The organism is Paracoccus indicus, from assembly GCF_003056335.1.
GTDB classification, from domain to species: domain Bacteria; phylum Pseudomonadota; class Alphaproteobacteria; order Rhodobacterales; family Rhodobacteraceae; genus Paracoccus; species Paracoccus indicus.
The window spans coordinates 39,280-63,870 of record NZ_PYWA01000003.1 but is presented as its reverse complement, the minus strand read 5'-3'; the positions used below and the strand labels follow the sequence as shown (position 1 = coordinate 63,870).

The following is a 24,591-nucleotide window of genomic DNA, read 5'->3' as shown; positions in this document are numbered from 1 at the left end:
GATGAGCGACATGCCCGCCCCTCCGCTTCGTCCCCGCGTCGCGCCCTGCGCCTTGGCAGCCGGGCTTCTGGCGCTGGAATTCCTGGTCATCGGGATGATCTTCAAGCATGTCATCGATTTCGACTGCCGCGGGAACTGGGGCGTCACGGCCTGCGGCACCGCCAGCAAGAGCCTTGCCGCGCTTTACTGCATGATCGCCGCCGTCGGGCTGTTCTCGATGCTGCGGCCCGCGCTGTTCCGCGACCTGCTGAGCGAGGCAGGGCATGACGCGCGCCCCCTGCTGCTGAACCTTGCGGGCTTCGTCCTTGCGATGATCCCCGTCCTGATGCTGCAAGGTGCGACGGGAACCGCGATGATGGCACCGGCCTTTGCCCTGTGGATCGCGGGAATGGGCCTGATCCTGACCGGCCTTGCGGGTTGGCTGGCGCCCCGGTTCCGCTGGCGGGCATTCCTTGGGCAGACCGGCCTGCCCCTGGGTGTCGCGCTGATCGCCAGCGGCCTGGCCCCCGCCCTGGCCGTGCGCCTGCAGCCGATCTGGCAGATCGAACGCATCTCGGACGTGACCTTCCGCGTCGTCACCATGCTGATCGAGCCGTTGGGCTATGACCTCTATGTCGACCCGATCCGCAAGCACATCGGCGAGGGCGACTTCATCCTCTCGATCGCGCCCGCCTGTTCGGGGATCGAGGGCATCGCGCTGGTGATGATCTTCGTCAGCCTCTACCTGTGGCTGTTCCGGTCCGAACTGCGGTTTCCCCGTGCCTTCCTGCTGTTCCCGGTCGGCATCGCCGCCAGCATGGTGCTGAATGCGGTGCGCATCGCGGTGCTGCTGTTGATCGGCCTGCACGGCCAGCCCGAACTGGCCGTCGGCGGCTTTCACAGCCACGCGGGCTGGATGATGTTCACCATCGTGGCGCTTGGCATCATCCTGATCGCCCGCCGCGTTCCCGCGCTGCATCGCGCGCCCGTCCTGCGGGCCGCACGCACCGAGACGCTGCCTCCGCTGTGGCGCGATCCGGTCGCCGCGCGCATTCTGCCTTTCGCCGTCTTCATGCTGACCGCCGTGGTCGCACCCGCCATCAGCATGACGCCCGCGATGCTCTATCCCCTGCGGGTGATTCTGGTGGCGGCCGCCGTGGCGCTGGTCTGGCCGGTCCTGCGAAACCTTGTCTGGCGCATCTCGCCCTTGTCTTGGCTGGCGGGCATCCTGGTTGGCGTGATGTGGGTCCTGATCCCCGTCGCCCCGACCGAAGGCCCCCTGCCCTATGGCACGCTGTCGGGCGGCATGGTCGCGCTGTGGTTCCTGTTCCGCGGCATCGGCACCGTGCTTCTGGTTCCCCTGGTCGAGGAGCTGTTCTTCCGCGACTATCTGGAAACCCGCCTGCGCGGTTCGGAACCCGACAGTCCCGCCCCGATGGCCCGCGTGATCCTGGCGGCGCTGATCACCGCCGGCCTTTTCGCGGCCCTTCACGACCGTTGGGCCGAGGCCTTCGTCGCGGGGCTGGTCTTCTCACTGGTCGCAAGGCGCAGCGGGCGCATCTCGGACGCCATCGCGGCCCATGCGGCGGCGAACCTCGTGGTCTTTGCCGTGGCCGTGGTGACGGGAAACCTGGCCATCATCTAGGCGACCCCGACAGATCGACCTGACGTCGCAAACGGGCTTGTCGATGGCGCAAATGTCGGGGCGCGTCGATCTCGATCGCGGCAAGACTGCGCGCAAACGGGCCGGTCGAAGGGAAAACCAGCGTGATCAGCGTTCTATCGTCAGTCTGGGCTCTTCTTGTCGGCGTCGTGCTGATCATGCTGGGCAACGGCATGCATTTCACGCTGATCGGCCTGCGCGGCGGGATCGAGGGTTTCACCTCGGTCGAGCTGGCCATCGTCACCTCGGGCTATTTCGTGGGCTTTCTGTCGGGGGCGCGGCTGACGCCGGTGATGATCCGCCGCGTGGGGCATGTGCGGGTCTTCGCGGCCTTGGGCAGCTTCACCTCGGCGGGGTTGATCGCCCTGCCCCTGCTGGCCGAGCCCTGGGCCTGGACCATCCTGCGCGCGCTGATCGGCTTTTGCATGTCGGGGATCTATGTGGCGGCGGAAAGCTGGCTGAACGCGGCCTCGACCAACCAGACACGGGGCAAGGTGCTGTCGGCCTACATGATCGCGCAGACGCTTGGCATCATCGGGGCGCAGGCGCTGCTGACCTTGGGCGATGCGGGCAATTCTGCGCTGTTCATCGTGGCCTCGATCCTGGTGTCGATCTCATTCGCGCCGATCCTGCTGTCGGTGGCCCCCGCCCCCGTGGTCGAGGTCGCCCGCCCCATGTCGCTGACCGCCCTGATGAGGGCTGCGCCGCTCAGCACCGTGGGGATCTTCCTGCTGGGCAGCGTCTATGCCACGCAATCGGGGATGGCGGCCGTCTTCGGCACCAAGATCGGCATGACGGCATCGCAGATCGCGCTGTTCGTGGCGATGCTGTTCGCGGGCGCGCTGGTGCTGCAATACCCCATCGGCTGGCTGTCGGACCGCATCGACCGTCGCAAGCTGATCTTGGGCGCCGCCGCCCTGGGCGCGGGCTGTTGCGCGTGCGGCGGCATGGTCGATGGCGCGCTTTGGCCGATGATGGGCGCGGCCTTCTTCGCGGGTGGTGTCACCACGCCGCTCTATGCGCTGTTCCTCGCTTATACCAACGACGCCCTCACGCCTGAGGATATGCCCGCGGCTTCGGGCGGGTTGGTCTTCACCTTCGGGCTGGGCGCGATCGCGGGTCCGGTCGCGACGGGCTGGGCCATGCAGGCGACGGGACCGGGGGCGTTCTGGGTGGTGCTGGGCGGGCTTTTCGCCGTCATCGCCCTCTATGCGCTCTATCGCATGACGCAGCGGGCGCCGGTGCCGGTCGAGCAGACCGAAAGCTATCTGGGCGTCCTGCCCACGACATCGCCGGTCGCGGTCGAGGCCGCGGGCGCATGGTCCGCCGAACAGGCCGAACAGTCCGAGGCCCCCCAGACACCCTGATGCCCCACCCGCAAAGGCGGATGGGGCGTCGGTCCTACCAGTTGCGGCGCAGGGTGGCGGAAACCTCGCGTCCGGCGTTGTAGAAATCGGCGTAGAGCCCGCCGTATGCCGAATATTTCTCGTCCGTCAGGTTGCTGACATTCACCGACAGTTCGGTCCGGTCGTCCACCTGGTAGGTATAGGCCGCATCCAGCAGCACATGACCCGAAGTCGAGGCCGTGTTGGCATCGTCATACTCATAGGAACCGACATAGCGCGCACCCAGCCCGAAGGTCATCTGCCCAAGGTTCGGCGTGGCATCCAGCCGATAGTTCACCCAGACCGACCCCGAATGCTCCGGGATCAGCGCAAGGCGGTTGCCCTCGTTCCCGGCGGTGCCGTTCTCGACGATCTCGCTGTCGACATAGGAATAGGCGGCGGTCATCGTCAGGTTCGGTGTCAGCTCGGTCTTGGCTTCCAGGTCCAGCCCGCGCACCCGGACCTTGCCGATGGTCGCCGCCATGTTGGTCACGGGATCGGTGCGGGTGATATTGTCCTTGGTCAGGTCATAGACCGCGGCGCTGAAGATCGAGCGGCTGGAGAGGGGTGCATATTTCACGCCCAGCTCGTATTGCTCGCCCCGTTCGGGGGCCAGACCCGTGCCGGCAGGGACGACCGATTGCGCAAAGCTGCCATAGACCGACAGCTCGTCCGTGGCCTTGTAGGTCAGACCCACCCGGCCCGTCGTCTCGCTGATGTCGTCCCTGCTGGTCGTGCCCGCAAGCCGGTCCTCGATGCGGGTGTCCAGCCAGTCGTGACGCAGCCCCAGGGACAGGACATAGCGATCCGCGAAGGTCAGTTCCTGCTGTCCATAGATCGCGCGACCGCGCGTGCGCGTCAGGGTGTCGGTGATGACCGGAACGCTGTCGGGCGCCCCCGTGTAGACGGGGTTGGTCCAGTCGATGTCGGGGGCCGCGCCGAAACCATAGATCTGGCCCTCGGTCGACTTGCTGTATTCCACGCCCAGCAGGCTGCGGCTGTCGATGCCGTTCAGGGTCGTGTCATATTGCAGATGCGCCTCGCCGATCAGCTGGTGATCGTGGCTGTCGTCGGTGAAATAGGCGCGGTTCGCGATGGTCCCCGATCCGCCCGAGACATAGGCATAGCCGAAATCGCTGTCGGTATCGCTGTAGCGCAGGGTCGAACCGACACTGAGCCCTCCGCCCAGATCGCGGTTCATGATCAGCGTGGCCGTGGTGCGATCCGTGCCGCGATAGTTGAAATCGGGTTCGCCGAAGAAATCACTGCGGTCGAAATCGCCGCCGACGGGGAAGCCGCCGCTGCCCGGAACGCCGTCGCGGTCCAGCACATCGACCACCAGGTTGACGCTTGTGGCGTCGTCGGGACGCCATGTCAGGCCGCCCATCAGGAATTTTTCGTCGTTGCGGGATTGTTCGTAGTCGGATTCGCCGTCCCGCAGCTTGCCGGTCAGGCGATAGGACAGCGTATCGTCCCGGGTCAGATTGTCGCCGATGTCGAAGCCTGCCTCGACCCGGTCGTTCGATCCGACGGTCGAATAGACCTCGCCGAAGCGGTCCGACTTGGGCAGCTTGGTCTGGTAATTCACCACGCCGCCGGGGTCCGAAATGCCGAACGAACTGGAGTTGGCACCCTTGACGATCTCGAACCGGTCATAGGCATAGGCTTCCTCGCGGATGGCACCGAAGGGGGTGCCAAGCGGCAGGCCGTCGCGATAGGTGTTCGGATCGAAGCCGCGCACCTTGAAATAGTGGAAGCGGTCATCGGCGCCATATTGGTCGGTGACGACGCCCGCGGTATAGGACAGGACATCCTCGACCGTCTCGGCGCCGCGGGCGCGGATCTCGGCCTCGGTCACCACCGATACCGATGCGGCGCTGTCCAGAAACGGCGTCTCGAGCCTGCCCGCCCCGTTCGACTGCAACGCCACGATAGAGCCGTTGTCCTGACCCTCGACGACGATGGGGTCCAGAACGACCACCTCGTCCTCGGTCTGCTGCGCGTGAAGGCCCGTGGCCATCACCGCCAGGGCTGAACTGCATCCAAGCAGGGTCGCGATGAACGCCCCGCGCCGACGGCCCGTCACGGGGCCGTTCGCTGTCATGATCCGCATGAAGATCTTCCACAATATCGATTTGTTGTCGTGCTGGCCACCGGATGGGCCGCGCTGCCTCACGCGGCCTATGCCGGATCGCTGATGGACGGGCTTCTAAAGCCTCGGGCCGCAAACGTCTTGCTTATTCCTAGTGTTTTTGTAAGAAACTGCGGGACTGTCGCAGAAATGCGACGCATGACAGCCAGACGATCCGAAAAACCCGGATCAAATTCGTTCATATTCAACGGAGTGTCGCCGATGTGGTGTCGTTTCCTGCCCTGCGCAACGGCCATGGCCGCCTGCCTGCCCCTGCCTGCCCATGCAGAGGAAGCAACCTATCCGCAGATCGTCACCCATGCTCTTGGGCAGACTACCATTCCCGCGCGCCCCGAACGCATCGCCACCGTAGGGTGGGCAAACCACGAGGTTCCCCTGGCCCTTGGCATCCTGCCCGTCGGCTTTGCAGGTGCAGGCTTCGGCGATGACGACGGGGATCGCATCCTGCCTTGGGTCGGCGACGAGCTGCGGCAGATGGATGCCGCGCCCCCGCCCCTTTTCGACGAAACCGCGGGCATCGACTTCGAGGCCGTCGCCGCCACGCGCCCCGACGTGATCCTGGCGGCCTATTCGGGGCTGGACCGCTCGGAATATGAGACGCTTTCGATGATCGCCCCCGTCGTCGCCTATCCGCAGTCGCCCTGGACCACGGACTGGCGCGACATGATCCGGCTGGACAGCGCGGGGATGGGCAGGGCCGCCGAAGGCGGTGCGCTGATCGCCGAAACCGAGGCTCTGATCGCACAAACCCTTGCGCAGCATCCGCAGATCGAGGGCAGGACGGCAATGTTCGCCACCTTCCCCGACCCGACCGACCTCAGCGTCGTCAGCTTCTACAACGACAACGATCCCCGGGTTCGCTTCCTGCACGACTTGGGGCTGGTATCGCCCGACAGCGTGACGCAGGCGACCGAAACGGGCCAGTTTGCCGGATCCGTCAGCGCCGAGAGGGTGGATCTGTTCGACGATGTCGACATCATCGTGACCTATGGCGGGCAGGACATGCTTGATCTGCTGAAGGCCGATCCGCTGCTGGGGCGCATGCCCGCCATCGCCGATGATGCGGTGGTGATGCTGGGCACGGGACCGCAGGCGGCGGCGGCGAACCCGACACCCCTTTCCATCCCTTACGTCCTGCCGGACTATGTCGAGAAGCTGGCGCAGGCCGCGCGGAAGGCGCAATGACGATCCGCCACCCCCGGCGCATCTGGCTGGCCGTGATCCTGCTTGTGCTGGCGGCGCTCTGCGTGCTGTCGGTCGTGGTCGGCACGCGGCATGTGGGGATGGCTGACATTCTGGCGGCCCTGTCGGGCGGGACCCAGACGATGGGCCAGGCCGCCGTCGCCACGCGCATCCCGCGCACCATCCTGGCCGTCATGGCGGGGGCGGCACTGGGACTGGCGGGGGCCATCATGCAGGGCGTGACCCGCAACCCGCTGGCTGATCCGGGGATCCTGGGCGTCAACATGGGCGCATCGCTGGCGGTGGTCATCGGCATCGCCTGGTTCGACATGTCGTCCCTTGCGGCCTATGTCTGGATCGCGATCCTCGGCGCGGGGGTGGCGGCGGTATCGGTCTATGCCATCGGATCACTGGGCCGGGGCGGCGCGACGCCGCTGAAGCTGGCCTTGGCGGGCGCTGCGACCTCGGTCGCGCTCTCCTCGATGGTGATCGCGGTGGTGCTGCCGCGCAACGACATCGCGGGCGGCGTGCGGGCCTGGCAGATCGGCGGCGTGGGCGGCGCGACCTTCGACGCGATCGCGCAGGTGGCGCCCCTGCTGGCACTGGGCCTGCTGCTGGCGATCCCCACCGCCCGCCGCCTGAACATGCTGGCCCTGGGCGAGGATCTGGCCCGCGGCCTTGGCGAAAGCCCCGCCGTCGCGCGCGGTCTGGCGGCGGTCTCGGCCATCCTGCTCTGCGGTGCGACGACCGCGATCTGCGGGCCGATCGGCTTTGTCGGTCTTGTCGTGCCGCATGTCTGCCGCCTGCTGTTCGGCGTCGATCACCGCTGGCTGCTGCCCCTGTCGGCGCTGACGGGGGCCTGCCTTCTGCTGGCCGCCGATACGCTTGGCCGCATCCTGATCAGCCCCACCGAGCTGCCGGTCGGGATCGTGACGGCCCTGATCGGCGCGCCTTTCTTCATCTGGATCGTCCGTCGGCAGAGGATCTCAGCCCTGTGACCGATCAATCCATCCCGACGCGTCTGCGCAGCGCCCGCCTGCAACGGTCCAACGGTTATCGCACGGCGGTCGCCTGCCTGGCGGGCCTGTTGGCGCTGGCCGTCATGATCACGCTGTGCGTCGGGCAATCGGTGACGCCGCCCGGCGACGTGCTGCGCGTGCTGGCGGGCGTCGATGTGCCGGGCGCATCATTCACCGTGGGACAGCTGCGCCTGCCGCGTGCGGTGCTGGCGGTGCTGGCGGGCCTGTGCTTCGGCCTTGGTGGCGCGGCCTTCCAAGTGATGCTGCGCAATCCCTTGGCCAGCCCCGACATCATCGGCATCAACGCGGGCGCCAGCGCGGCGGCGGTCTTTGCCATCGTCGCGCTGTCGCTTGGCGGGCCATCGGTCGCGCTGATGGCGGTGGTCGCGGGTCTGGGGGTGGCCGCGCTGATCTTCGGGCTGTCGTTCAGGAACGGCATTTCGGGGGGACGGCTGATCCTGGTGGGAATCGGCGTATCCTCGATGCTGGACAGTGCCATCGCATTCCTGCTGGCGCAGGCACCGGCCTGGGACCTGCAACAGGCGATGCGTTGGCTGACCGGCAGCCTGAACGGCGCGACGCTGGACCAGGCGCTGTGGCCCGCGCTGGCCTTGGCGACCTGCGGCAGCCTGCTGATCGGCCAGCGGCGCGGATTGGAGATGCTGAGGCTGGGCGATGACACCGCAGCGGCCCTTGGCACGGATGTCGCCCGCACGCGGCTGATCGTCATTCTGACGGCGGTGGGCATCATCGCGGTGGCGACCGCCATCACCGGCCCCATCGCCTTCGTGGCCTTCCTGTCCGGCCCCATCGCCGCGCGCATCGTGGGGCCGCGCGGATCCGTGCTGATCCCCGCCGCGCTGGTCGGTGCGCTTCTGGTGCTGGCAGGCGATTTCGCGGGCCAGTTCCTGCTGCCGGGGCGCTATCCGGTGGGTGTCATGACCGGCGCCATCGGGGCCCCCTATCTGATCTTCCTGATCATCCGCGCCAACAAGACCGGAGCGACCTGATGCCAGACCGCATGACCCAGCACAGCCTTGCCGCCCATGACCTGTCATCGGGCTATGCCGAGCGGATGATCTTCCAGGGGCTGAACCTGCAGATCCCCGCGGGCCGGATAACCGCCATCGTGGGGGCGAATGCCTGCGGGAAATCCACCCTGCTGCGGACCATGTCGCGGCTGATCGCGCCCAAGGCCGGGCAGGTGCTGCTGGACGGCAAATCGATCCACGCCATGTCGCCCCGGCATCTGGCCCGGACCCTTGGCCTGCTGCCGCAATCCCCCATCGCCCCCGAGGGCATCACGGTGGCCGATCTGGTCGGGCGCGGCCGCCACCCCCATCAGGGGTTCCTGTCGCGCTGGACTGCGCGGGACGATCAGGCCGTGGCCGAGGCGCTGCAGGCGACCGGCACGCAAGATCTGGCCGAACGCGCGGTCGACGAATTGTCGGGCGGCCAGCGTCAGCGGGTCTGGATCGCCATGACGCTGGCCCAGCAGACCGACCTTCTGCTGCTGGACGAACCGACCACCTATCTGGACATCTGCCACCAGGTCGAGGTCCTGGACCTGCTGGTCGACCTGAACCGCGCGCGCGGCACGACGGTGGTGATGGTGCTGCACGACCTGAACCTGGCGGCGCGCTATGCCGATCACCTGGTCGCGATGCGGGCGGGCAGCATCGACGCCGTCGGCCCGCCCGACCAGGTGCTGACGCGCGACATGGTGCGCCGCGTCTTCGGGCTGGACAGCATGGTGATCAGCGACCCGGCCTCGGGGCGGCCGCTGATGCTGCCCCTGGGGCGGCACGGGGTGGCGCAGCCCGCCGCGCGTTCGGCCTAGTGGAAATCGCGGCTGGGGAACAGCTGACGGGCCTGATCGCGGGGATGGCGGGGGCCGCCGCGCATGCTGCCCCCCACGGGGCGGCGGGTTTCGTCGGCGCGTCCGTCGTTCACCTGCAGCGTGACGGGATGGCCCAGATGCGACAGGCGGGGTGAGAGGTCCTCGATTCGTTCGGCAATGATATGGACGACCTGCCCGTCGCGCTGGACGCGACCATGAACCCGCAGCAGGCGCCCCGTGACGACCTGCTGGCGGAACGCCTCATAGACCTTGTTCCAGACGACGACATTGGCATTGCCGGTCTCATCCTCCAGCGTCAGGAAGATCACGCCCGATGCCGTGCCGGGGCGCTGACGGGTGATGACCAGACCCGTGACCGAGATGCGCCCCGACGCCTGCCCCAGCCGTTCATGGGGCACGCAACCCGGCAGATCGGGGCGCAGCAGTTCCAGCGGATGGGCGCGCAGCGACAGGCGCAAGGACACGTAATCCTCGACCACCTCCTGGCCAAGGGACATGGGGGGCAGGATCATCTGCGGCTCATCCCCGCCCTCGCCATCCAGGCCGAACAGCGGCAGGGGTTTGGGGGCATTCAGCGCCTTGGCCGCCCAGAGCGCATCGCGCCGCGTCAGCCCCAGGGCGGCAAAGGCATCGGATTCCGCCAGCCGTTCCAGCGTGGCGGGCGGCACGCCGGCGCGGCGCCACAGGCTCTCGACATCGGCATAGCCGTTGCCGCGCGCCGCCCCGATCCAGGCCGCATCCTCGGCTTTCATGCCGCGGATCAAACGGAACCCCAGACGGATGGCCAGCGACCCGTCTTGGCGTGGTTCGACCGTGCAATCCCATTCGGAATGGTTGACCGAAACCGGACGCACCTCGACGCCGCGGTCGCGGGCATCGCGGACCAGCTGGGCGGGGGCATAGAACCCCATCGGCTGGCTGTTCAGCAGCGCGCAGGTAAAGATCGCCTGGTGGTGGCATTTCAGCCAGGCCGAGACATAGACCAGCCGCGCGAAACTGGCCGCATGGCTTTCGGGAAAGCCGTAACTGCCGAACCCCTCGATCTGGGCAAAGCAGCGCTGCGCGAAATCCGCGTCATAGCCCCGCGCCAGCATCCCCGACACGAAGCGGTCGCGAAAGCTGCCGATGGTGCCCATCCGCTTGAAGGTCGCCAGCGACCGGCGCAGGCGGTCGGCCTCGGAGGGGGTGAAGCCCGCTGCGACCACGGCGATCTGCATGGCCTGTTCCTGAAACAGCGGCACGCCATAGGTGCGGCCCAGAACCTCCATCATTTGGGGGCCCAGATCCTCGATCGGTTCGCGTTTCTGACGGCGGTTGATGAAGGGATGGACCATGCCGCCCTGGATGGGACCGGGACGGACGATGGCGACCTCGCAGACCAGGTCATAGAAGGCGCGGGGCTGCATGCGCGGCAGGAAATTCAGCTGCGCGCGGCTTTCGACCTGAAAGACCCCCACCGCATCGGCGCGGCACAGCATGTCATAGACCCGCGGGTCATCCGCAGGCACGTTGGCCAGCGTCAGCTTCTGGCCGCGGTGATCAGCCAGGAGGGCAAAGGATTTGCGGATCGCCGTCAGCATCCCCAACGCCAGAATATCGACCTTCAGCAGGCCAAGCGTGTCGATGTCGTCCTTGTCCCATTCGATGATGGTCCGCCCCTCCATCGCGGCATTCTCGATGGGGCAGAGTTCGTCCAGACGGTCGCGGGTGATGACGAAGCCGCCGACATGCTGGGACAGGTGGCGGGGAAAGCCGATGATCTGGGAAATCAGCCAGGCCGTCTGGCGCAGCCGACGGTCGCGCGGGTCCAGCCCCGCATCGCGCAGCCGGTCGTCGCCCGGTGCCGCAGAAGACCAGCCCCAGATCTGCCCCGTCAGCCGCGCCACCACGTCCTGCGACAGGCCCATGACCTTGCCCACCTCGCGGATGGCGGCGCGCGACCGGAAATGGATCACCGTCGCGGTCAGCCCGGCGCGTTCGCGGCCGTATTTTTCATAGATCCACTGGATCACCTCCTCGCGCCGTTGATGTTCGAAATCAACGTCGATATCGGGCGGCTCGCCCCGGTCCTTGCTGATGAAGCGTTCAAAGATCAGCGTGATGGATTCTGGCGGAACCTCGGTGATGCCCAGCAGATAGCAGACCACCGAATTGGCCGCAGACCCCCGCCCCTGGCACAGGATGCCCTCGCTGCGGGCAAAGGCCACGATGTCATGGACAGTCAGGAAATAGGGGGCGTATTCCATGTCGGCGATCAAGGCCAGTTCCTTGCCGATGCCGTCCAGAACCTTCTGGGGGGCGCCTGCCGGATACCTCCAGGCCACGCCTTCGCGGGTCAGGCGTTCCAGCCGCTGCTGGGCGGTTTCGGAGCCGCTGTCCTCTTGCGGATACTGGTATCGCAGATCGTCCAGCGCAAAGGTGCAGCGCGCCGCGATCTGGATGCTGCGGTTCAGCGCGGCGGGATAGCGGTGGAACATCCGCGCCATTTCCGCCCCCGATTTCAGGCGGCGTTCGGCATTGGGCAAGCGGGCGCTGCCGATGTTGTCGATGGTCCGGCCAAGGCGCAGGCATGTCAGCACATCGGCCACGGGACGGCGATAGGCGCGATGCATCAGCGCGTCCCCCACCGCCACCATCGGCAGACCCGTCGCGGCCGAGACCTGCGCCAGCGCGTCCAGCCGCGCCTGGTCGCGCCCGTCATAGCGGGGTGCCGCGCCCAGAAAGGCATGGCCCGGAAAGCGCCGCGCCATGGCCAGCAGGTCGTCCTTGTCGGGGCCCTCGCCCAAAGGGTCGGGCGGCAGCGCGATCAGCACCATTCCCGCCCCCCATTCGGCCAGATCGGCACGGGTCAGGTGGCATTCGCCCTTGGGGGCACGCCGCTTGCCCAGTGACAGCAGCCGCGTCAGCCGGGTCCATGCCGCCAGATCGGTCGGCAGGGCGATCCATTCGACCGCGCTGTCGCTCAGCACCAGCCGACTGCCCGCAATCAGGCGCGGCAGGGTCGGGCCGGACAGTTCAGGCGCGGGCGTCTGGCCGGTGAAATGCGGCACCACTTGGCGGCTGGAATGGTCGGTGACACGCTGCGACCGAATGGTGGGCCCTGCCTCGGCCTCAAGGCGGCGCAGTTCCTTCAAGGCCGAGAACGCCCGCACCACCCCCGCGACGGAATTGCGGTCGGTGATGGCGATCGCCTCGAGGCCCAGTTCGGCGGCGCGGGTGACCATTTCCTCGGGGTGGGAGGCGCCGGTCAGGAAGGTGAAATTCGTGGTCACGCAGAGTTCGGCATAGCGGGTGTGGGGGGTGGTCATGCGAATTCCCCCGCCACCTGCCAGCCGGGATCCTGGGGCGTGTGGAACAGCCACAGCCGCGGCCCCTGATGCGTCTGGATGCGCCAATAGTCGCGCAGCCCCGTGCGCCAGTCGGGATCGTCCAGCCACCATTCGGGCGCGATCCGTTCCGGACCCGCCGCGCGCAGCGTCGTCAGCACCTGCCCCTGCCAGGAAAAGCCCGCGGGGGGCGTTCCCGGACGCGGGTCCGATGTCGGCGCGACCGGGCGCGGCGGGAACAGGCGCAGGGGGCGTGCGGGACCGGTGCCGCCAAACCCGCGCGCCGCGCAGGAATAGGCGGCTGCGGCCAACTGGAAGCTGCGTTCGGGGATCAGGCTGTCCATCGGCAGGAAGCGCAGCACCGCATCGAAGCCCAACCGGTTGCCCAAGCGCGACAGCAGGTCGGCCATCGCATCGGCACCCTGCCCCGCCTGCCCCATGACGATCTGAGCGGGGGCCAGGGCCTCGGTGACGGGGGCGGTCAGGCGCATCGCCTCGATCCCGAAACCGGCGTCGATGTCGTCCAGGCCGCGCGCGAACAGGGCGGCCATGCGACCGGCGTCGCGCATGGCGCGGGCCAGGCCGATCTCGACCGTCAGGGTCTCGCGGTCGACGCGCGACAATTCCAGCCGCAGGCGCCGCGCGCCATACTGGTGGTGGGACAGGTGATCGCACAGCCGGTCCAGCAGGCGTTCCAGCCCCGCCATGACATCGACCGTCAACCCGATCGGTTCGGGCAGGGTCAGTCGCACGCCGAAATGCGGAGCCTCGGGCTCGGCGGCGACGGGTTCGGGCTGGTGGCCCAGCAGCTGGTCCAGCCGCACCATCAGATCAGCGCCGAAGCGACGGGCCAGCGGCGCGCGCGGCAGGGCCGCCAGATCGGCCACATGGGTCAGGCCCGCACGCCCCAGGGCCGCAGCCGTCACCGCATCGATGCGCAGCGCCTGCACCGGCAGATGCATCACCCCCTGCATCAGCTGCCCATCCGGCACGATCCCCCCGCCATGACGGGCCAGCGCATGGGCCGCCGCCCGCGTGCCCGCAATGCCCGCGACGGCGGAAAGCCCCGCCCGGGACAACCCGTCGTGCAGATCTGCCAGCAGCTCGGCCTCGCCCCCGAACAGATGGGCCGCGCCGGTGATATCGGCCAGCAGCCCGTCATCGCCATCCCGCGCCACCAGCGGCGAATAGCGCATCGCCCATCGGCGCAAGCTGGCCAGCGCGGCCGCCTCGGCAACCGGATCGGCGGGACGGGTGCAGAGGTCGGGACAGATGGCGCGGGCATTGGCCAGCGCCATGCCGCGATGCAGCCCCTGCCCCTGTGCATCGGCGTTCAGGCAGTGCAGCTGATCGGCATTGCCCACCCGATGGACAAGGGCAAAGGGCCCCTCGACGGGTCGGCGACGCTGGCTGGCCTCGCTTGCCAGCCGTGGAAACCAGATGCCAAGCAGCCGCCGTCCCATGATCCTTTCCCATCCATTGCTGTTTGTTCACTATCCGTTCTCATTACGGAACATCTTTCCGCAAGTCGAGTCCAGCATTTCCGCATCTGCGGACTTTACTTGTATGGAAGTATGGCATAGTTCGAGATGCAGGAGATCACGATGCCCGAACACACGATCCTTGCCCGACCGGCCTCGACCGCCCAGCAGGTCCACGACTGGCTGTATCAGCGCATCATCCGTGGCGATCTGGCCCCCGGCGCCCGCCTGTCGGAAACCGAGATCGCCGAGACCATCGGTCTGTCCCGCCAACCCGTGCGCGAGGCGTTCATCCGGCTGGCCGGCGAGGGACTGGCCGAGATCAAGCCGCAGCGTGGCACCTATATCGGCAAGATCTCGATCCGCGCGGTGCTTTCGGCCCGCCTGATCCGCGAGGCGGTGGAGAGCGATCTGGCCCGCATGGTGGCCGATGCCCGCCCCGATCTGACCGCGATGCAGGCCGAGATGGAGGTCCAGGACCGCACCGACAAGGCAGGCGATGTGGCCGAATTCATCGCCTCGGACGACCGCTTCCATCAGGCCATGGCACTGGCTGCCGGTCAGCCCGCCGTCTGGCAGGATCTGGAGCGGCTGAAATCGCAGATGAACCGGATGCGCCACATGTCGATGCGCGTCTTCGACCGCAGCCAGACCATCGCCCAGCACCGCACCATTCTTGACGCGCTGCTGGCGGGCGATGCCGACACGGCGGAAACCGCCATCCGCGCTCATCTGCGCCAGATGCTGACCGAGCTGCCGGAAATGGCCGCAGCCCATCCCGACTACTTCACCGACTGAGAGATACCCGATGCGACAGACTTGGCGCTGGTTCGGCCCGAACGACCCCGTATCCATCGACGACATGCTGCAGGCCGGCGTGCAGGGCGTGGTCAGCGCGCTGCACCACGTCCCCACCGGACAGGTCTGGACGCCCGATCAGATCCGCCAGCGTCAGGACCAGATCGCCACCATGCGCGACGGCACCCCTTCGGGGCTGGCATGGGAGGTCGTCGAAAGCCTGCCCGTCTCCGAGGCGATCAAGACCCAGACCGGCGATTGGCGGGCGCATGTCGACAATTGGATCACCTCGATGCGGAACCTGCATGCGGCGGGCATCCGGGTCATCTGCTACAACTTCATGCCGGTGCTGGACTGGACGCGGACCGATCTGCAATGGCGCAGGCCCAATGGCGCGCGCTGCATGCGCTTCGATCTGACCGATTTCGCGGCCTTCGACCTGCACATCCTGGAACGCCCCGGCGCGACGGACGACATCCCGCAGGATCTGCAGGACGCCGCCGCCCGCCGCTTTGCCGATATGGACGACGCACGTCGCACGCAATTGACGGGCAACGTGGTCTTCGGCCTGCCAGGTGCCGCCGAACACATGACGATGCAGGACGTGCGCGACCATCTTGCCAGCTATGCCAAGGTCACCGATCCGGTGCTGCGCGGCAATTTCCACGCCTTTCTGGAACTGGTCGCGCCTGTCGCGCAGGACCTCGGGATGCGGCTCTGCTGTCACCCCGACGATCCCCCCTTTCCGCTGCTGGGCCTGCCCCGCGTCATGTCGACCGAGGCCGATTTCGCCGAACGCATCGCCGCCGTCGATCTGCCCGCCAATGGCATCACCCTGTGTTCCGGATCCCTTGGCGCACGGCATGACAACGATCTGACGGGCATGATGCGGCGCTTGGGCGACCGGGTGCATTTCCTGCACCTGCGCAACGTCCGCCGCGACGGCGACACCATTCCCGCCTCCTTCTTCGAGGACGAACACCTGGGCGGTCAGACCGACATGGTGGCCCTGATCCAGGCGGTGGTCGAGCAGGAGGCCGCCCGCCGTGCCGCCGGACGCGAGGATGCCGTCATCCCCATGCGCCCCGATCACGGGCAGGACATTCTGGACGACATCGGCCGCGGCGGTCAGCCCGGCTATCCCGCCATCGGTCGCCTGAAGGGCCTCGCCGAACTGCGCGGCGTCGAGGCCGCATTGACCCATCGAAAGGAGGGCTGACATGTCACGCATCATCTCGATCGGCGAGGCCATGGTCGAACTTTCGGCCAGCGATCAGCCCGACCTGTGGCGCCTTGGGGTCGCGGGCGACACGCTGAACACCGCTTGGTATCTGCGCCGCCTGATGCCGCGCGACTGGCAGATCGATTACCTGACGCGCGTGGGCACCGGCGAATTTTCCCAGAAGCTGCTGGATTTCCTGCACGTCGAAGGCATCGGCACCGACCACATCGCCCGCGACCCCGAGCGTGAGATCGGCCTCTATGCCATCAGCCTGAAGGACGGCGAACGCAGCTTTTCCTATTGGCGCGACAGTTCGGCGGCACGCAGGCTGGCCGATGATCCGGGCGCGCTGGCCCGTGCGTTGCGGGGCGCGCGCATGGCCTATCTGTCGGGGATCACGCTGGCGATCCTGCCCGAGGAGGGCCGCGCAAGCCTGATGCAGGCCCTGACCGAGGCACGCGATGCGGGCACCACCGTGGTCTTTGATCCGAACCTGCGGCCCCGGCTGTGGAAGGACGGCGAGACCATGTGTCATGTCATCCAGCAGGCGGCGTCCCATGCCGATCTGATCCTGCCCAGCTTCGACGATGAGGCGGTGCATTTCGGTGACAGCGATCCGCAGGCGACCATCGACCGTTATCTGGCCGTCGGTGCGGGCCATGTCGTAGTCAAGAACGGCGGCGGTCCGATGGCCTTCGATGGCGCTGAAGGCGCGGGCACCCTGCCCGATCTGTGCCCCGAAGCGGCAGTGGATACCACCGCCGCGGGCGACAGCTTCAACGCAGGCTATCTGGCGGCTTGGCTGCAGGGGGCGGATTGCCATGCCGCCATCATGGCGGGCCACGACCTAAGCCGCCGGGTGATCCAGCATCGCGGCGCGCTGGTGCCGCAGGCCGTGGGTTAGACCACGGCCCCGATTTGCCAAGGCAGGAATTCATTGTCGCCAAGCCCCAAGGCCTCGCTTTTGGTTTCCTGCCCCGAGGCCACCTCCAGGATCATCGCGACGATCTGGCGGGCCTTGTCCTGCAGGCTGACACCCGACAGGATATCGCCGCAATTCAGGTCCATGTCGTCGCGCATCGCGGCATAAAGCGCGTCATTCGTGGCCAGCTTGATCGTCGGCGCGGGCTTTGACCCGAAGGCCGATCCGCGCCCGGTGGTGAACACGATCAGCTGCGCCCCGCCCGCGATCTGGCCCGTGGCCGAGACGGGATCATAGCCGGGCGTGTCCATGAAATTCAGCCCCGGCGCGGTGATGGGTTCACCATATTTTAGAACCGCGTTCAGCGGCGTCGCCCCCGCCTTGGCCACCGCACCCAGGGATTTCTCCAGGATGGTGGTCAGCCCGCCGGCCTTGTTGCCGGGGCTGGGATTGTTGTCCAAGGACGCGCCGTTCCGGGCGGCGTAATCCTCCCACCAGCGCAGGCGGGCCAGCAGTTTGTCGGCCAGTTCTGGGCGCGACACACGGTCCAAAAGCAGACGTTCGGCACCAAAGATCTCGGGCGTTTCGGACAGCACGACCGATGCGCCCTGCGCCGCCAGCATGTCGCAAGCCACCCCAAGCGCCGGGTTCGCCGTGATCCCCGAAAATCCGTCCGAGCCGCCGCATTGCAGCCCGATCTTCAGCGCCGATGCGGGCGCAGGCGCACGCCGCGCCTGGTCGACCTGCGGCAGCATCTGCCGCACCCGCTCCTTGATGGCGTCGATGGTGCGCCGCGTGCCGCCGTTTTCCTGGATGGTCAGCCCGTGGAACCGCGCGGCCTGCCCCAGTTCGCGCTTCATGCGGGAAATCTGCATCACCTCGCAGCCCAGACCCACGAACAGCGCCGCGCCAACGTTGGGATGGCCCGCATGGCCGGTCAGCACCCGTTGCAGCACCTGCCAGCCCGGCCCGCTGTCGGCCATGCCGCAGCCCGTGCCATGCGCGAAAGCCACCACTCCATCGACATGGCGGTAAGGGTCCAGCGCCCCTTCGATCCGCAATTCCTCGGCGGCGCGGCGGATGACGGTGGCCGAACAGTTCACGGTGGCAACCAGCGCGATGAAGTTGCGGGTGCCAACCTGTCCCCCGTCGCGGTGATAGCCCTGAAAGACCATTCCCCCGTCTTGATACGCCGCCAGCGCGGCCTGCGCTTGGGCCAGCCCTACGCCGGGGCGATAGTCGCGGTCATGCTCGCCAAAGGCGCAGTTGTGGCTGTGGACGTGATCGCCCGCGGCGATATCGGCGGTGGCATAGCCGATGGTCTGGCCGTATTTGACCACCGCCTGCCCTTGGGCGATACCCGCGCGGGCGATCTTGTGACCGGCAGGGGCGGCGCCCTTTTCGGTCAGGATCGCCACGTTGTCGGCGGGGTTCAGGACCAGCGGATCACGCATCGGCTACCGCCTGCGCCGCCCCCTTGTTGCAAAGCGCCGTCAGTGCCGTAGTCAGGTCGCGCGCAAAACCCGCGTCGTCACGCAATGCTGCCGGAAACACCTGTTCCAGTGCCAAGAAGCCCGCGACCGTTTCGGCGGGATCATCGCGCCACAGGGCGGCCAGCCGGTCGGCCATCGGGTCCTTGACCTCGATCGCCGCACCTGCCAGATCGACGCGCGAAACATAGCGCATCCAGGCCGCCACCGCCAAGGTCAGACCCGGAACCGCCCGGCCCGCGGCGCGGCCTTCGGCGATGGAGCCCAGGATACGCTGCGGCAGCTTCTGGCTGCCATCCATGGCGATCTGCCAGGTGCGGTGCCGGATGGCGGGGTTGGCATAGCGGTCGTGAAGCGCATCGGCGTAGCTGGCCAGATCCTCGCCCGGCGGCGGGGTCAGGGCCGGAATGATCTCGTCCCGCCACAGCATGCGCACGAAGCGCGAGAAGACCGGATCACCCACCGTTTCGGCAATCGTCTGATGCCCCGCCAGATAGCCCAGATAGGCCAGCGAGGAATGCGTGCCGTTCAGCATCCGCAGCTTCATGTGTTCATAGGGCGTGACATCGGCGACCAGCTGCACGCCGACGGCGCCCAGATCGGGGCGGTCGCCGCCCACGAAATCATCCTCGACCACCCATTGGCGGAAGGGTTCGTGCATGACCGGGGCCTCGTCGCGCAGGCCGGTCAGTTCGGCCACGCGGTCGATGTCCTCGGGACTGGTCGCGGGCACGATGCGGTCCACCATGGTCGAAGGGAAGCGCCCCTCTGCCGCGATCCAATCGGCCAGATCGGGGTCGATCAGCCGCGCCAGTTCCAGCACCACGCCGCGCAGGACGCGCCCGTTCTCGGGCAGGTTGTCACAGCAGAGCACCGTGAAGGGCGCGATGCCAGCAGCACGACGCAGCGCCAGGGCACGGACCAGAAAGCCGGGGGCCGAACAGGGCAACGGGCCCGCCAGATCCTGCGTTATATCAGGATGATCGGCATTCAGCCTGCCGGTCGAAGGTTCGTGGCAATAGCCCTTCTCCGTCACCGTCAGGCTGACGATGCGGACGGCGGGATCGGACATGGCCTTCAGCACGGCCTGCGGGTCCTCGGGGGCGACCATGACGTCGCGCAGGATGGTCACGACCTGCGGACGTTCGCCCGTGGGCGCCAGTTCGACCGCGGTATAGGACCAACCCTGCGGGCGCAGCTTGTCGCGCATGCCCGGCGATTTCAACGACACCCCGATGATGCCCCAATCGCCGCCGGCCGCAGCCATCGCTTCTGAGACGTAGATTGCCCCGTGGGCCCTAAAGAACGCCCCCAGACCCAGATGCACAATGCCCGCGGGGGCCTCGGATGGGGTGTGATGCAGCCTATCTTGCAAGCCAGCCTCCATCGACGTTCAGGATCGCGCCGTTGATGTAATCGGACGCAGGTGCCGCCAGGAAGACGGCGGTCTGGCCGATGTCGTCGGCCTTGCCCCAACGGCCCGCGGGGATGCGGTCCAGAATGGCGCGCGACCGGTCGGGGTCGGCGCGCAGGGCCTCGGTGTTGTTCGTCTCGATGTATCCCGGCGCGATGGCGTTGACGTTCAACCCCTTGGCAGCCCATTCGTTCGCCATCAGCTTGGTCAGCCCCGCCACGCCATGCTTGCTGGCGGTATAGGAGGGCACGCGGATGCCGCCCTGAAACGACAGCAGCGACGCGATGTTGACGATCTTGCCCATGCCGCGCGGCAGGGCGGCACGCGCAAAGGCTTGGCAGGTAAAGAACAGCGCCTTGGCATTCACGTCCATGACGTCGTCCCAATCGGCCTCGGAGAAGTCGACGGCATCGTCGCGGCGGATGATGCCTGCGTTGTTCACCAAGATGTCGATGCGCTGTTCGGCAAAGACGTCGCGCGCGGCCATCGGGTCGGCGAAGTCCAGGCGCATCGCGCGCCCCGACCCCATCATGGCCAGGGTCTCATCGCAATCGCGACGTCCGGCGGCGATGACATCGGCCCCCGCCTGCGCCATGGCGACGGCAATGGCTTGACCGATGCCCGTGTTGGCACCGGTCACAAGGGCGGTGCGGCCTTCCAGCGAAAAGGGGCTCAACGCATGTCCTCCGGCTGGATGAAGTCCATGTCGGTGTAATCGACGTTGTCGCCTGCCATGGCCCAGATGAAGGTGTATCCGCCGATGCCCGCGCCCGAATGGATCGACCAGGTCGGCGACAGGACGGCCTGTTCATTGGCCACGAACAGGTGGCGCGTTTCCTGCGGTTCGCCCATCAGGTGCAGGACGCGCGATTCCGGCGCCATGCCGTGGTACAGGTAGGCCTCCATCCGGCGGTCGTGGACATGGCTGGGGATGGTGTTCCAGACCGAGCCATCTTCCAGCGTGGTATAGCCCAGAACCAGCTGGCAGCTTTCCATGACCAGCGGGTGGATGAACTGCTTGATGGTGCGCTTGTTGCTGGTTTCGACCGCGCCCATGTGGACGTGCTTGGCCTCGGCCACCGTGACCAGCCGATGCGGCAAAGCGCGATGCGCGGGCGCCGAGGTGATGTAGAACCGCCCCTGCCCCGAAAACGTCACCGCCCCCGCGCCCATGCCCAAATATAGCACGTCGCCCGTGGCCATGTCCCAAGCCTCGCCCGCGGCCTCGACCCGACCGTCGCCGCCGATGTTGACGATGCCCATTTCACGGCGGTCCAGGAAGCTGGGGGTCTTCGTTTCGTCGATGGCGTCCAGCGTCAGGGGGGCGCCGTTCGGCACCACGCCGCCCACGACGAAGCGGTCGTAATGGGTATAGGTCAGGCGGATCTGGCCGTCCTGGAACAGACCCTCGACCAGGAAATGCTGGCGCAGGGCCTCGGTATCCATCGTCTTGGCATGGGCGGGGTGAATGGCGTGGCGGGTTTCGACTTGGGTCACGGAAGGTCCTTTCACAGAAAATCGTCGCGGCGGGGGGTGAAGCTGTCGATCAGCTCGCCCGCCTCAAGACACAGGCAGCCGTGTTCGGCGCCCGATGGGATCACGAAGGCATCGCCCGGCCCGACCTCGAAGTCGCGGCCGTCCTGGGTGAAGCGATAGCGCCCCGATTGGACATAGGTGGATTGCACATGCGGATGGCTGTGCAGCGCGCCCCGGTCGCCCGCCGCAAAGGCAAAGCGGACGACCATCAGTTCGGGCGAATGGGCAAGAACGGTGCGGATGGGATCGCTCATTTGAACACCGAAGGCAGCCAGAGGGACAGGGCGGGGACATAGGTGACCAGCATCAGAGTCAGGAACGCCGCGCCATAGAAGGGCCAAATGGTGCGCATCGCCTGCCAGATGCTGATGCGTCCGACCGCGCAGCCGACAAACAGCACCGCCCCCACGGGTGGCGTGCAAAGCCCGATGCCCAAGTTCAGGATCAGGATGACCCCGAAATGCACCGGATCGACCCCGAAGGCTTGCGCCACCGGCAAAAAGATCGGCGTGGTGATCACGATCAACGGCGACATGTCCATGAAGGTGCCAAGGATCAGCAGGATCACGTTCATCAACAGCAGGATCACCAGCGGATTGTCCGAGACGCTTTCCAACAGCGCGACCAGTTGCGTGGGGACACGCAGATAGGCCAGCAACCAACCGAAACAGGCCGCGCAGCCGATGACCAGCAGGACCATGGCGGTGGTGCGCACGGCGCCCTTGGTCGCCTCGACGAATTCGGACCATGGCAGGCTGCGATAGACCAGCGCCGTGATCAGCAGGGCATAGACCACCGCGATGTTCGAGGATTCGGATGCCGTGAAGACCCCCGACCGGACGCCGCCGAAGATGATGGCGATCAGGATCAGCCCCGGCAGGGCCGAAACGAACAGCGTGCCCAGCATGCGCAGACCGGGGAAGGCCTCGGTAGGATAGCCCTTCTTACGCGCGACATACCAGGCGGCCGCCATCAGCATCAGCGCCAGCAGCATCCCCGGCAGAATCCCCGCCGTGAACAGGTCCGCAATCGACAGGCGCCCGCCCGCGGCGATGGAATAGATGATCATGTTGTGGCTGGGCGGAATCATCAGCGCGATGATGGAACTAACGACCGTGATGTTGACGGCATAATCGACGTCATAGCCGCGTTCCTTCATCTGGGGGACCATCAGCCCGCCGACCGCGCTGGCGTCGGCCGCAGCAGATCCGCTGACCCCGCCGAACATCAGGCTGGCCATGATGTTGACCTGTCCCAGGCCCCCGCGCATGTGCCCCACCATCGCCCCCGCAAGGGCCACCAGCCGCCGCGCGATATCGCCGCGCACCATCAGGTCGCCCGCGAAGATGAAGAAGGGAATGGCCATCAGCGCAAAGACGGAAATGCCGCTGTTCAGCCGCTGGAAGACCACCACCGGCGGCAGCCCCAGATAGAGGATGGTCGCAAAGCTGGCCGCGCCCAGGCAAAACGCCACCGGCGTGCCGATCAGCAGAAGCGCGGTGAAGCTGCCGAAGAGTATCCAAAGTTCCATCGCGTCATTCCTTGCCGGATTTCAGGACGTCCAGCGCGGCGGGGCCTTCGGCCACTCCGTCCAACTGGCCGTCGGCGGCGTCATCCATTTCACCAAAGCGGGCGGTCTTCAGGCCGGCGGCGCGGCGCAGGATGCGCTCGATCGAAAACAGCATCAGCAGGACGCCGCCGCCCACCAGAGGCGCAAAGTCCCACAGGCGGGAAATCCCCAGACCCGGCACCACGCCCGAGGCGACCCGTTCGGCCAACTGCCAGCCATAGAAGGCCATCCCAAAGCCGAAGGCCGTGACGACCAGATCGGACAGGCTGTGGAACCACGGGCGCCAGCTGGCCGGGACCAGCATCAGCCCCACGTCGAAGGACAGGTGATAGCCTTCCTTGACGCCCACGGCGGCGCCCAGAAAGATGAACCAGCCCATCAGCATGACGCTGGCGGGTTCGGCCCAGAACAGGCTGCTGCCGATCACGTAGCGAAAGACCACCTGGGCAAAGACGAAGGCGGTCATCAGCACCAGCCCGATGCCTGCCAGCCACAGGCCCGCGGTGGCGACAGCCCCCGTCATCCGGGCAAGCCGGATCAATCCATCGCGCATGGCGCGTTCCCTTCAAGGTTCGAAAGGGCCGCCCGCGGATCGCGCGGGCGGCCTGATGTCACTGCGTGTCCTGGATGCGCTTGACCAGGTCCTGCGCGTCCGGGGTGGTGACGTATTTCTCATAGACCGGGGCCATGGCCTCGATGAACGGGGTCTTGTCGATCTCGGTGATGATCTCGGCGCCGGCGGCCTCGACCTTTTCCTGCGAGGCCTTTTCCTGTTCGGCCCAGAGCTCGCGCTGGACCTGCGCCGAATTGCGGGCGGCCTCGCGGATGATCTGCTGATCCTCGGGGGTCAGCTTGTCCCAGCTGGCCTTCGACATGGCGACCAGTTCGGGCACCATCAGGTGTTCGTCCAGCGTGAAGTACTTGGCGACCTCGGCATGGCCCGAGCTGTCATAGCTGGGGAAGTTGTTTTCCGCCCCGTCGATGACGCCGGTCTGGATCGAGGAATAGACCTCGCCGTAAGGCATCGGCGTGGCATTGGCACCAAGCGCCGACATCATGTCCACGAAGACATCGTTCTGCATCACGCGGAACTTCATGCCCGCCAGATCCTCGATCGAGGTGATGGGCTTTTGCGAGTTGTAGAAGCTGCGCGAACCGCCGTCGTAATAGGCCAGCGCGATCAGGTCGTTCTCCTCGAAGCCCGCGCCGATCTCCTCGCCGATGGGGCCGTCCATGACCGCGTGCATGTGATCGACCGACCGGAACAGATAGGGCAGCGACATCAGCTGCGTGACCGGCACGATGTCGTTGAACGACCCGAAGCTGGCGCGGACCATGTCGATGACGCCGAACTGGGTCTGCTCGATGGTGTCCTTTTCCTCGCCCAGCTGGGACGAGGGGAAAACCTCGATGCAGATGCGGCCATCGGTCTTTTCCTTGACCTCGGTGGCCATGGCCTTGACGCCCTCGACCGTGGGATACCCGTCGGGATGCGTGTCCGAGGACCGCAGCGTGATCTCGCACGCGCCCGCAAGGCTGGCCGAGCACATCAGCCCGGCAATCGTCGTCATCAGGAACTTCATCTTATCCT

General features: G+C 66.9%; 20 protein-coding genes. 9 read left to right on the top strand and 11 right to left on the bottom strand.

What is annotated here, in order from left to right; genetic code table 11:
- Position 1: 1 nt before the first annotated feature.
- Both xrtE and DDE75_RS05655 read left to right on the top strand, forming a co-directional pair.
- Positions 2 to 1,624, top strand: a complete 1,623-nt coding sequence (xrtE, locus tag DDE75_RS05660; RefSeq protein ID WP_162798917.1) for an exosortase E/protease, VPEID-CTERM system — start codon at positions 2 to 4, stop codon at positions 1,622 to 1,624.
- A gap of 122 nt (positions 1,625 to 1,746) precedes the next feature.
- Positions 1,747 to 3,009, top strand: coding sequence for an MFS transporter (locus DDE75_RS05655; protein WP_108501419.1), 1,263 nt, complete (start codon positions 1,747 to 1,749; stop codon positions 3,007 to 3,009).
- Between the two features lie 34 nt (positions 3,010 to 3,043).
- Here DDE75_RS05655 and DDE75_RS05650 read toward each other — a convergent pair whose 3' ends face one another.
- Entirely contained in the window at positions 3,044 to 5,140 is a 2,097-nt protein-coding gene (locus DDE75_RS05650) for a TonB-dependent siderophore receptor (RefSeq protein ID WP_108501725.1), read from the bottom strand.
- A gap of 240 nt (positions 5,141 to 5,380) precedes the next feature.
- Between DDE75_RS05650 and DDE75_RS05645 the strand changes: the two genes are divergently transcribed.
- From DDE75_RS05645 to DDE75_RS05630, 4 genes are read left to right on the top strand one after another with little or no spacing between them, the layout of a single operon-like run.
- The gene (locus DDE75_RS05645) at positions 5,381 to 6,364 is read left to right on the top strand and encodes an iron-siderophore ABC transporter substrate-binding protein (protein ID WP_108501418.1); all 984 of its coding nucleotides are present in this window, start codon (positions 5,381 to 5,383) and stop codon (positions 6,362 to 6,364) included.
- Complete coding sequence (locus DDE75_RS05640; RefSeq protein ID WP_108501417.1) at positions 6,361 to 7,359, top strand: FecCD family ABC transporter permease; 999 nt, start codon at positions 6,361 to 6,363, stop codon at positions 7,357 to 7,359. The genes DDE75_RS05645 and DDE75_RS05640 overlap by 4 nt, the downstream gene beginning before the upstream one ends.
- Positions 7,356 to 8,390 (top strand): FecCD family ABC transporter permease, encoded by a 1,035-nt coding sequence (locus tag DDE75_RS05635; protein WP_108501416.1) that lies wholly within the window; start codon positions 7,356 to 7,358, stop codon positions 8,388 to 8,390. The genes DDE75_RS05640 and DDE75_RS05635 overlap by 4 nt, the downstream gene beginning before the upstream one ends.
- Positions 8,391 to 8,401: 11 nt before the next feature.
- The gene (locus tag DDE75_RS05630; protein ID WP_108501724.1) at positions 8,402 to 9,220 is read left to right on the top strand and encodes an ABC transporter ATP-binding protein; all 819 of its coding nucleotides are present in this window, start codon (positions 8,402 to 8,404) and stop codon (positions 9,218 to 9,220) included.
- On the opposite strand, the gene DDE75_RS05625 is transcribed toward DDE75_RS05630, so the two are convergent.
- Both DDE75_RS05625 and DDE75_RS05620 read right to left on the bottom strand, forming a co-directional pair.
- Positions 9,217 to 12,549, bottom strand: coding sequence for an error-prone DNA polymerase (locus DDE75_RS05625; RefSeq protein ID WP_108501415.1), 3,333 nt, complete (start codon positions 12,547 to 12,549; stop codon positions 9,217 to 9,219). The genes DDE75_RS05630 and DDE75_RS05625 overlap by 4 nt on opposite strands.
- On the bottom strand, positions 12,546 to 14,030 hold the full coding sequence (locus tag DDE75_RS05620) for a Y-family DNA polymerase (RefSeq protein WP_108501414.1): 1,485 nt from the start codon (positions 14,028 to 14,030) through the stop codon (positions 12,546 to 12,548). Before DDE75_RS05620 ends, DDE75_RS05625 begins: the two co-directional genes overlap by 4 nt.
- A gap of 141 nt (positions 14,031 to 14,171) precedes the next feature.
- Between DDE75_RS05620 and DDE75_RS05615 the strand changes: the two genes are divergently transcribed.
- Genes DDE75_RS05615 through DDE75_RS05605 form a run of 3 tightly spaced genes read left to right on the top strand, consistent with a single transcriptional unit; the run spans position 14,172 to position 16,972 of the window.
- Positions 14,172 to 14,846 carry a GntR family transcriptional regulator gene (locus DDE75_RS05615; protein ID WP_108501723.1) on the top strand — a complete coding sequence of 225 codons (675 nt, stop codon included), beginning with the start codon at positions 14,172 to 14,174 and terminating at the stop codon, positions 14,844 to 14,846.
- Between the two features lie 10 nt (positions 14,847 to 14,856).
- The gene (gene uxuA / locus DDE75_RS05610) at positions 14,857 to 16,065 is read left to right on the top strand and encodes a mannonate dehydratase (protein WP_108501413.1); all 1,209 of its coding nucleotides are present in this window, start codon (positions 14,857 to 14,859) and stop codon (positions 16,063 to 16,065) included.
- 1 nt (position 16,066) lies between these two features.
- On the top strand, positions 16,067 to 16,972 hold the full coding sequence (locus DDE75_RS05605) for a sugar kinase (RefSeq protein WP_108501412.1): 906 nt from the start codon (positions 16,067 to 16,069) through the stop codon (positions 16,970 to 16,972).
- Here DDE75_RS05605 and DDE75_RS05600 read toward each other — a convergent pair.
- From DDE75_RS05600 to DDE75_RS05565, 8 genes are read right to left on the bottom strand one after another with little or no spacing between them, the layout of a single operon-like run.
- On the bottom strand, positions 16,969 to 18,444 hold the full coding sequence (locus DDE75_RS05600) for a UxaA family hydrolase (RefSeq protein WP_108501411.1): 1,476 nt from the start codon (positions 18,442 to 18,444) through the stop codon (positions 16,969 to 16,971). The genes DDE75_RS05605 and DDE75_RS05600 overlap by 4 nt on opposite strands.
- Positions 18,437 to 19,867, bottom strand: a complete 1,431-nt coding sequence (locus DDE75_RS05595; RefSeq protein ID WP_108501410.1) for a mannitol dehydrogenase family protein — start codon at positions 19,865 to 19,867, stop codon at positions 18,437 to 18,439. Before DDE75_RS05595 ends, DDE75_RS05600 begins: the two co-directional genes overlap by 8 nt.
- Entirely contained in the window at positions 19,845 to 20,570 is a 726-nt protein-coding gene (kduD, locus tag DDE75_RS05590; protein WP_108501409.1) for a 2-dehydro-3-deoxy-D-gluconate 5-dehydrogenase KduD, read from the bottom strand. Before kduD ends, DDE75_RS05595 begins: the two co-directional genes overlap by 23 nt.
- Entirely contained in the window at positions 20,567 to 21,391 is an 825-nt protein-coding gene (gene kduI, locus DDE75_RS05585) for a 5-dehydro-4-deoxy-D-glucuronate isomerase (protein WP_108501408.1), read from the bottom strand. The genes kduD and kduI overlap by 4 nt, the downstream gene beginning before the upstream one ends.
- 11 nt (positions 21,392 to 21,402) lie before the next feature.
- Positions 21,403 to 21,684, bottom strand: coding sequence for a cupin domain-containing protein (locus tag DDE75_RS05580; protein WP_108501407.1), 282 nt, complete (start codon positions 21,682 to 21,684; stop codon positions 21,403 to 21,405).
- Positions 21,681 to 22,961 (bottom strand): TRAP transporter large permease, encoded by a 1,281-nt coding sequence (locus DDE75_RS05575; protein ID WP_108501406.1) that lies wholly within the window; start codon positions 22,959 to 22,961, stop codon positions 21,681 to 21,683. The genes DDE75_RS05580 and DDE75_RS05575 overlap by 4 nt, the downstream gene beginning before the upstream one ends.
- Positions 22,962 to 22,965: 4 nt before the next feature.
- A complete protein-coding gene (locus DDE75_RS05570; protein WP_108501405.1) occupies positions 22,966 to 23,553 on the bottom strand; it encodes a TRAP transporter small permease in 588 nt (195 codons plus the stop codon).
- Positions 23,554 to 23,611: 58 nt separating this feature from the next.
- Positions 23,612 to 24,583: a TRAP transporter substrate-binding protein gene (locus tag DDE75_RS05565; protein ID WP_170310928.1), complete on the bottom strand. Its 972-nt coding sequence runs from the start codon at positions 24,581 to 24,583 to the stop codon at positions 23,612 to 23,614.
- Between the last annotated feature and the right edge of the window lie 8 nt (positions 24,584 to 24,591).

Coding starts and splice junctions, on each gene's coding strand:
- xrtE (WP_162798917.1), top strand. CDS start 2: ATGAGCGACATGCCCGCCCCTCCGCTTCGTCCCCGCGTCGCGCCCTGC.
- DDE75_RS05650 (WP_108501725.1), bottom strand. CDS start 5,140: ATGCGGATCATGACAGCGAACGGCCCCGTGACGGGCCGTCGGCGCGGG.
- DDE75_RS05645 (WP_108501418.1), top strand. CDS start 5,381: ATGTGGTGTCGTTTCCTGCCCTGCGCAACGGCCATGGCCGCCTGCCTG.
- DDE75_RS05640 (WP_108501417.1), top strand. CDS start 6,361: ATGACGATCCGCCACCCCCGGCGCATCTGGCTGGCCGTGATCCTGCTT.
- DDE75_RS05630 (WP_108501724.1), top strand. CDS start 8,402: ATGACCCAGCACAGCCTTGCCGCCCATGACCTGTCATCGGGCTATGCC.
- DDE75_RS05625 (WP_108501415.1), bottom strand. CDS start 12,549: ATGACCACCCCCCACACCCGCTATGCCGAACTCTGCGTGACCACGAAT.
- DDE75_RS05620 (WP_108501414.1), bottom strand. CDS start 14,030: ATGGGACGGCGGCTGCTTGGCATCTGGTTTCCACGGCTGGCAAGCGAG.
- DDE75_RS05615 (WP_108501723.1), top strand. CDS start 14,172: ATGCCCGAACACACGATCCTTGCCCGACCGGCCTCGACCGCCCAGCAG.
- uxuA (WP_108501413.1), top strand. CDS start 14,857: ATGCGACAGACTTGGCGCTGGTTCGGCCCGAACGACCCCGTATCCATC.
- DDE75_RS05605 (WP_108501412.1), top strand. CDS start 16,067: ATGTCACGCATCATCTCGATCGGCGAGGCCATGGTCGAACTTTCGGCC.
- DDE75_RS05600 (WP_108501411.1), bottom strand. CDS start 18,444: ATGCGTGATCCGCTGGTCCTGAACCCCGCCGACAACGTGGCGATCCTG.
- DDE75_RS05595 (WP_108501410.1), bottom strand. CDS start 19,867: ATGGAGGCTGGCTTGCAAGATAGGCTGCATCACACCCCATCCGAGGCC.
- DDE75_RS05580 (WP_108501407.1), bottom strand. CDS start 21,684: ATGAGCGATCCCATCCGCACCGTTCTTGCCCATTCGCCCGAACTGATG.
- DDE75_RS05575 (WP_108501406.1), bottom strand. CDS start 22,961: ATGGAACTTTGGATACTCTTCGGCAGCTTCACCGCGCTTCTGCTGATC.
- DDE75_RS05570 (WP_108501405.1), bottom strand. CDS start 23,553: ATGCGCGATGGATTGATCCGGCTTGCCCGGATGACGGGGGCTGTCGCC.
- DDE75_RS05565 (WP_170310928.1), bottom strand. CDS start 24,583: ATGAAGTTCCTGATGACGACGATTGCCGGGCTGATGTGCTCGGCCAGC.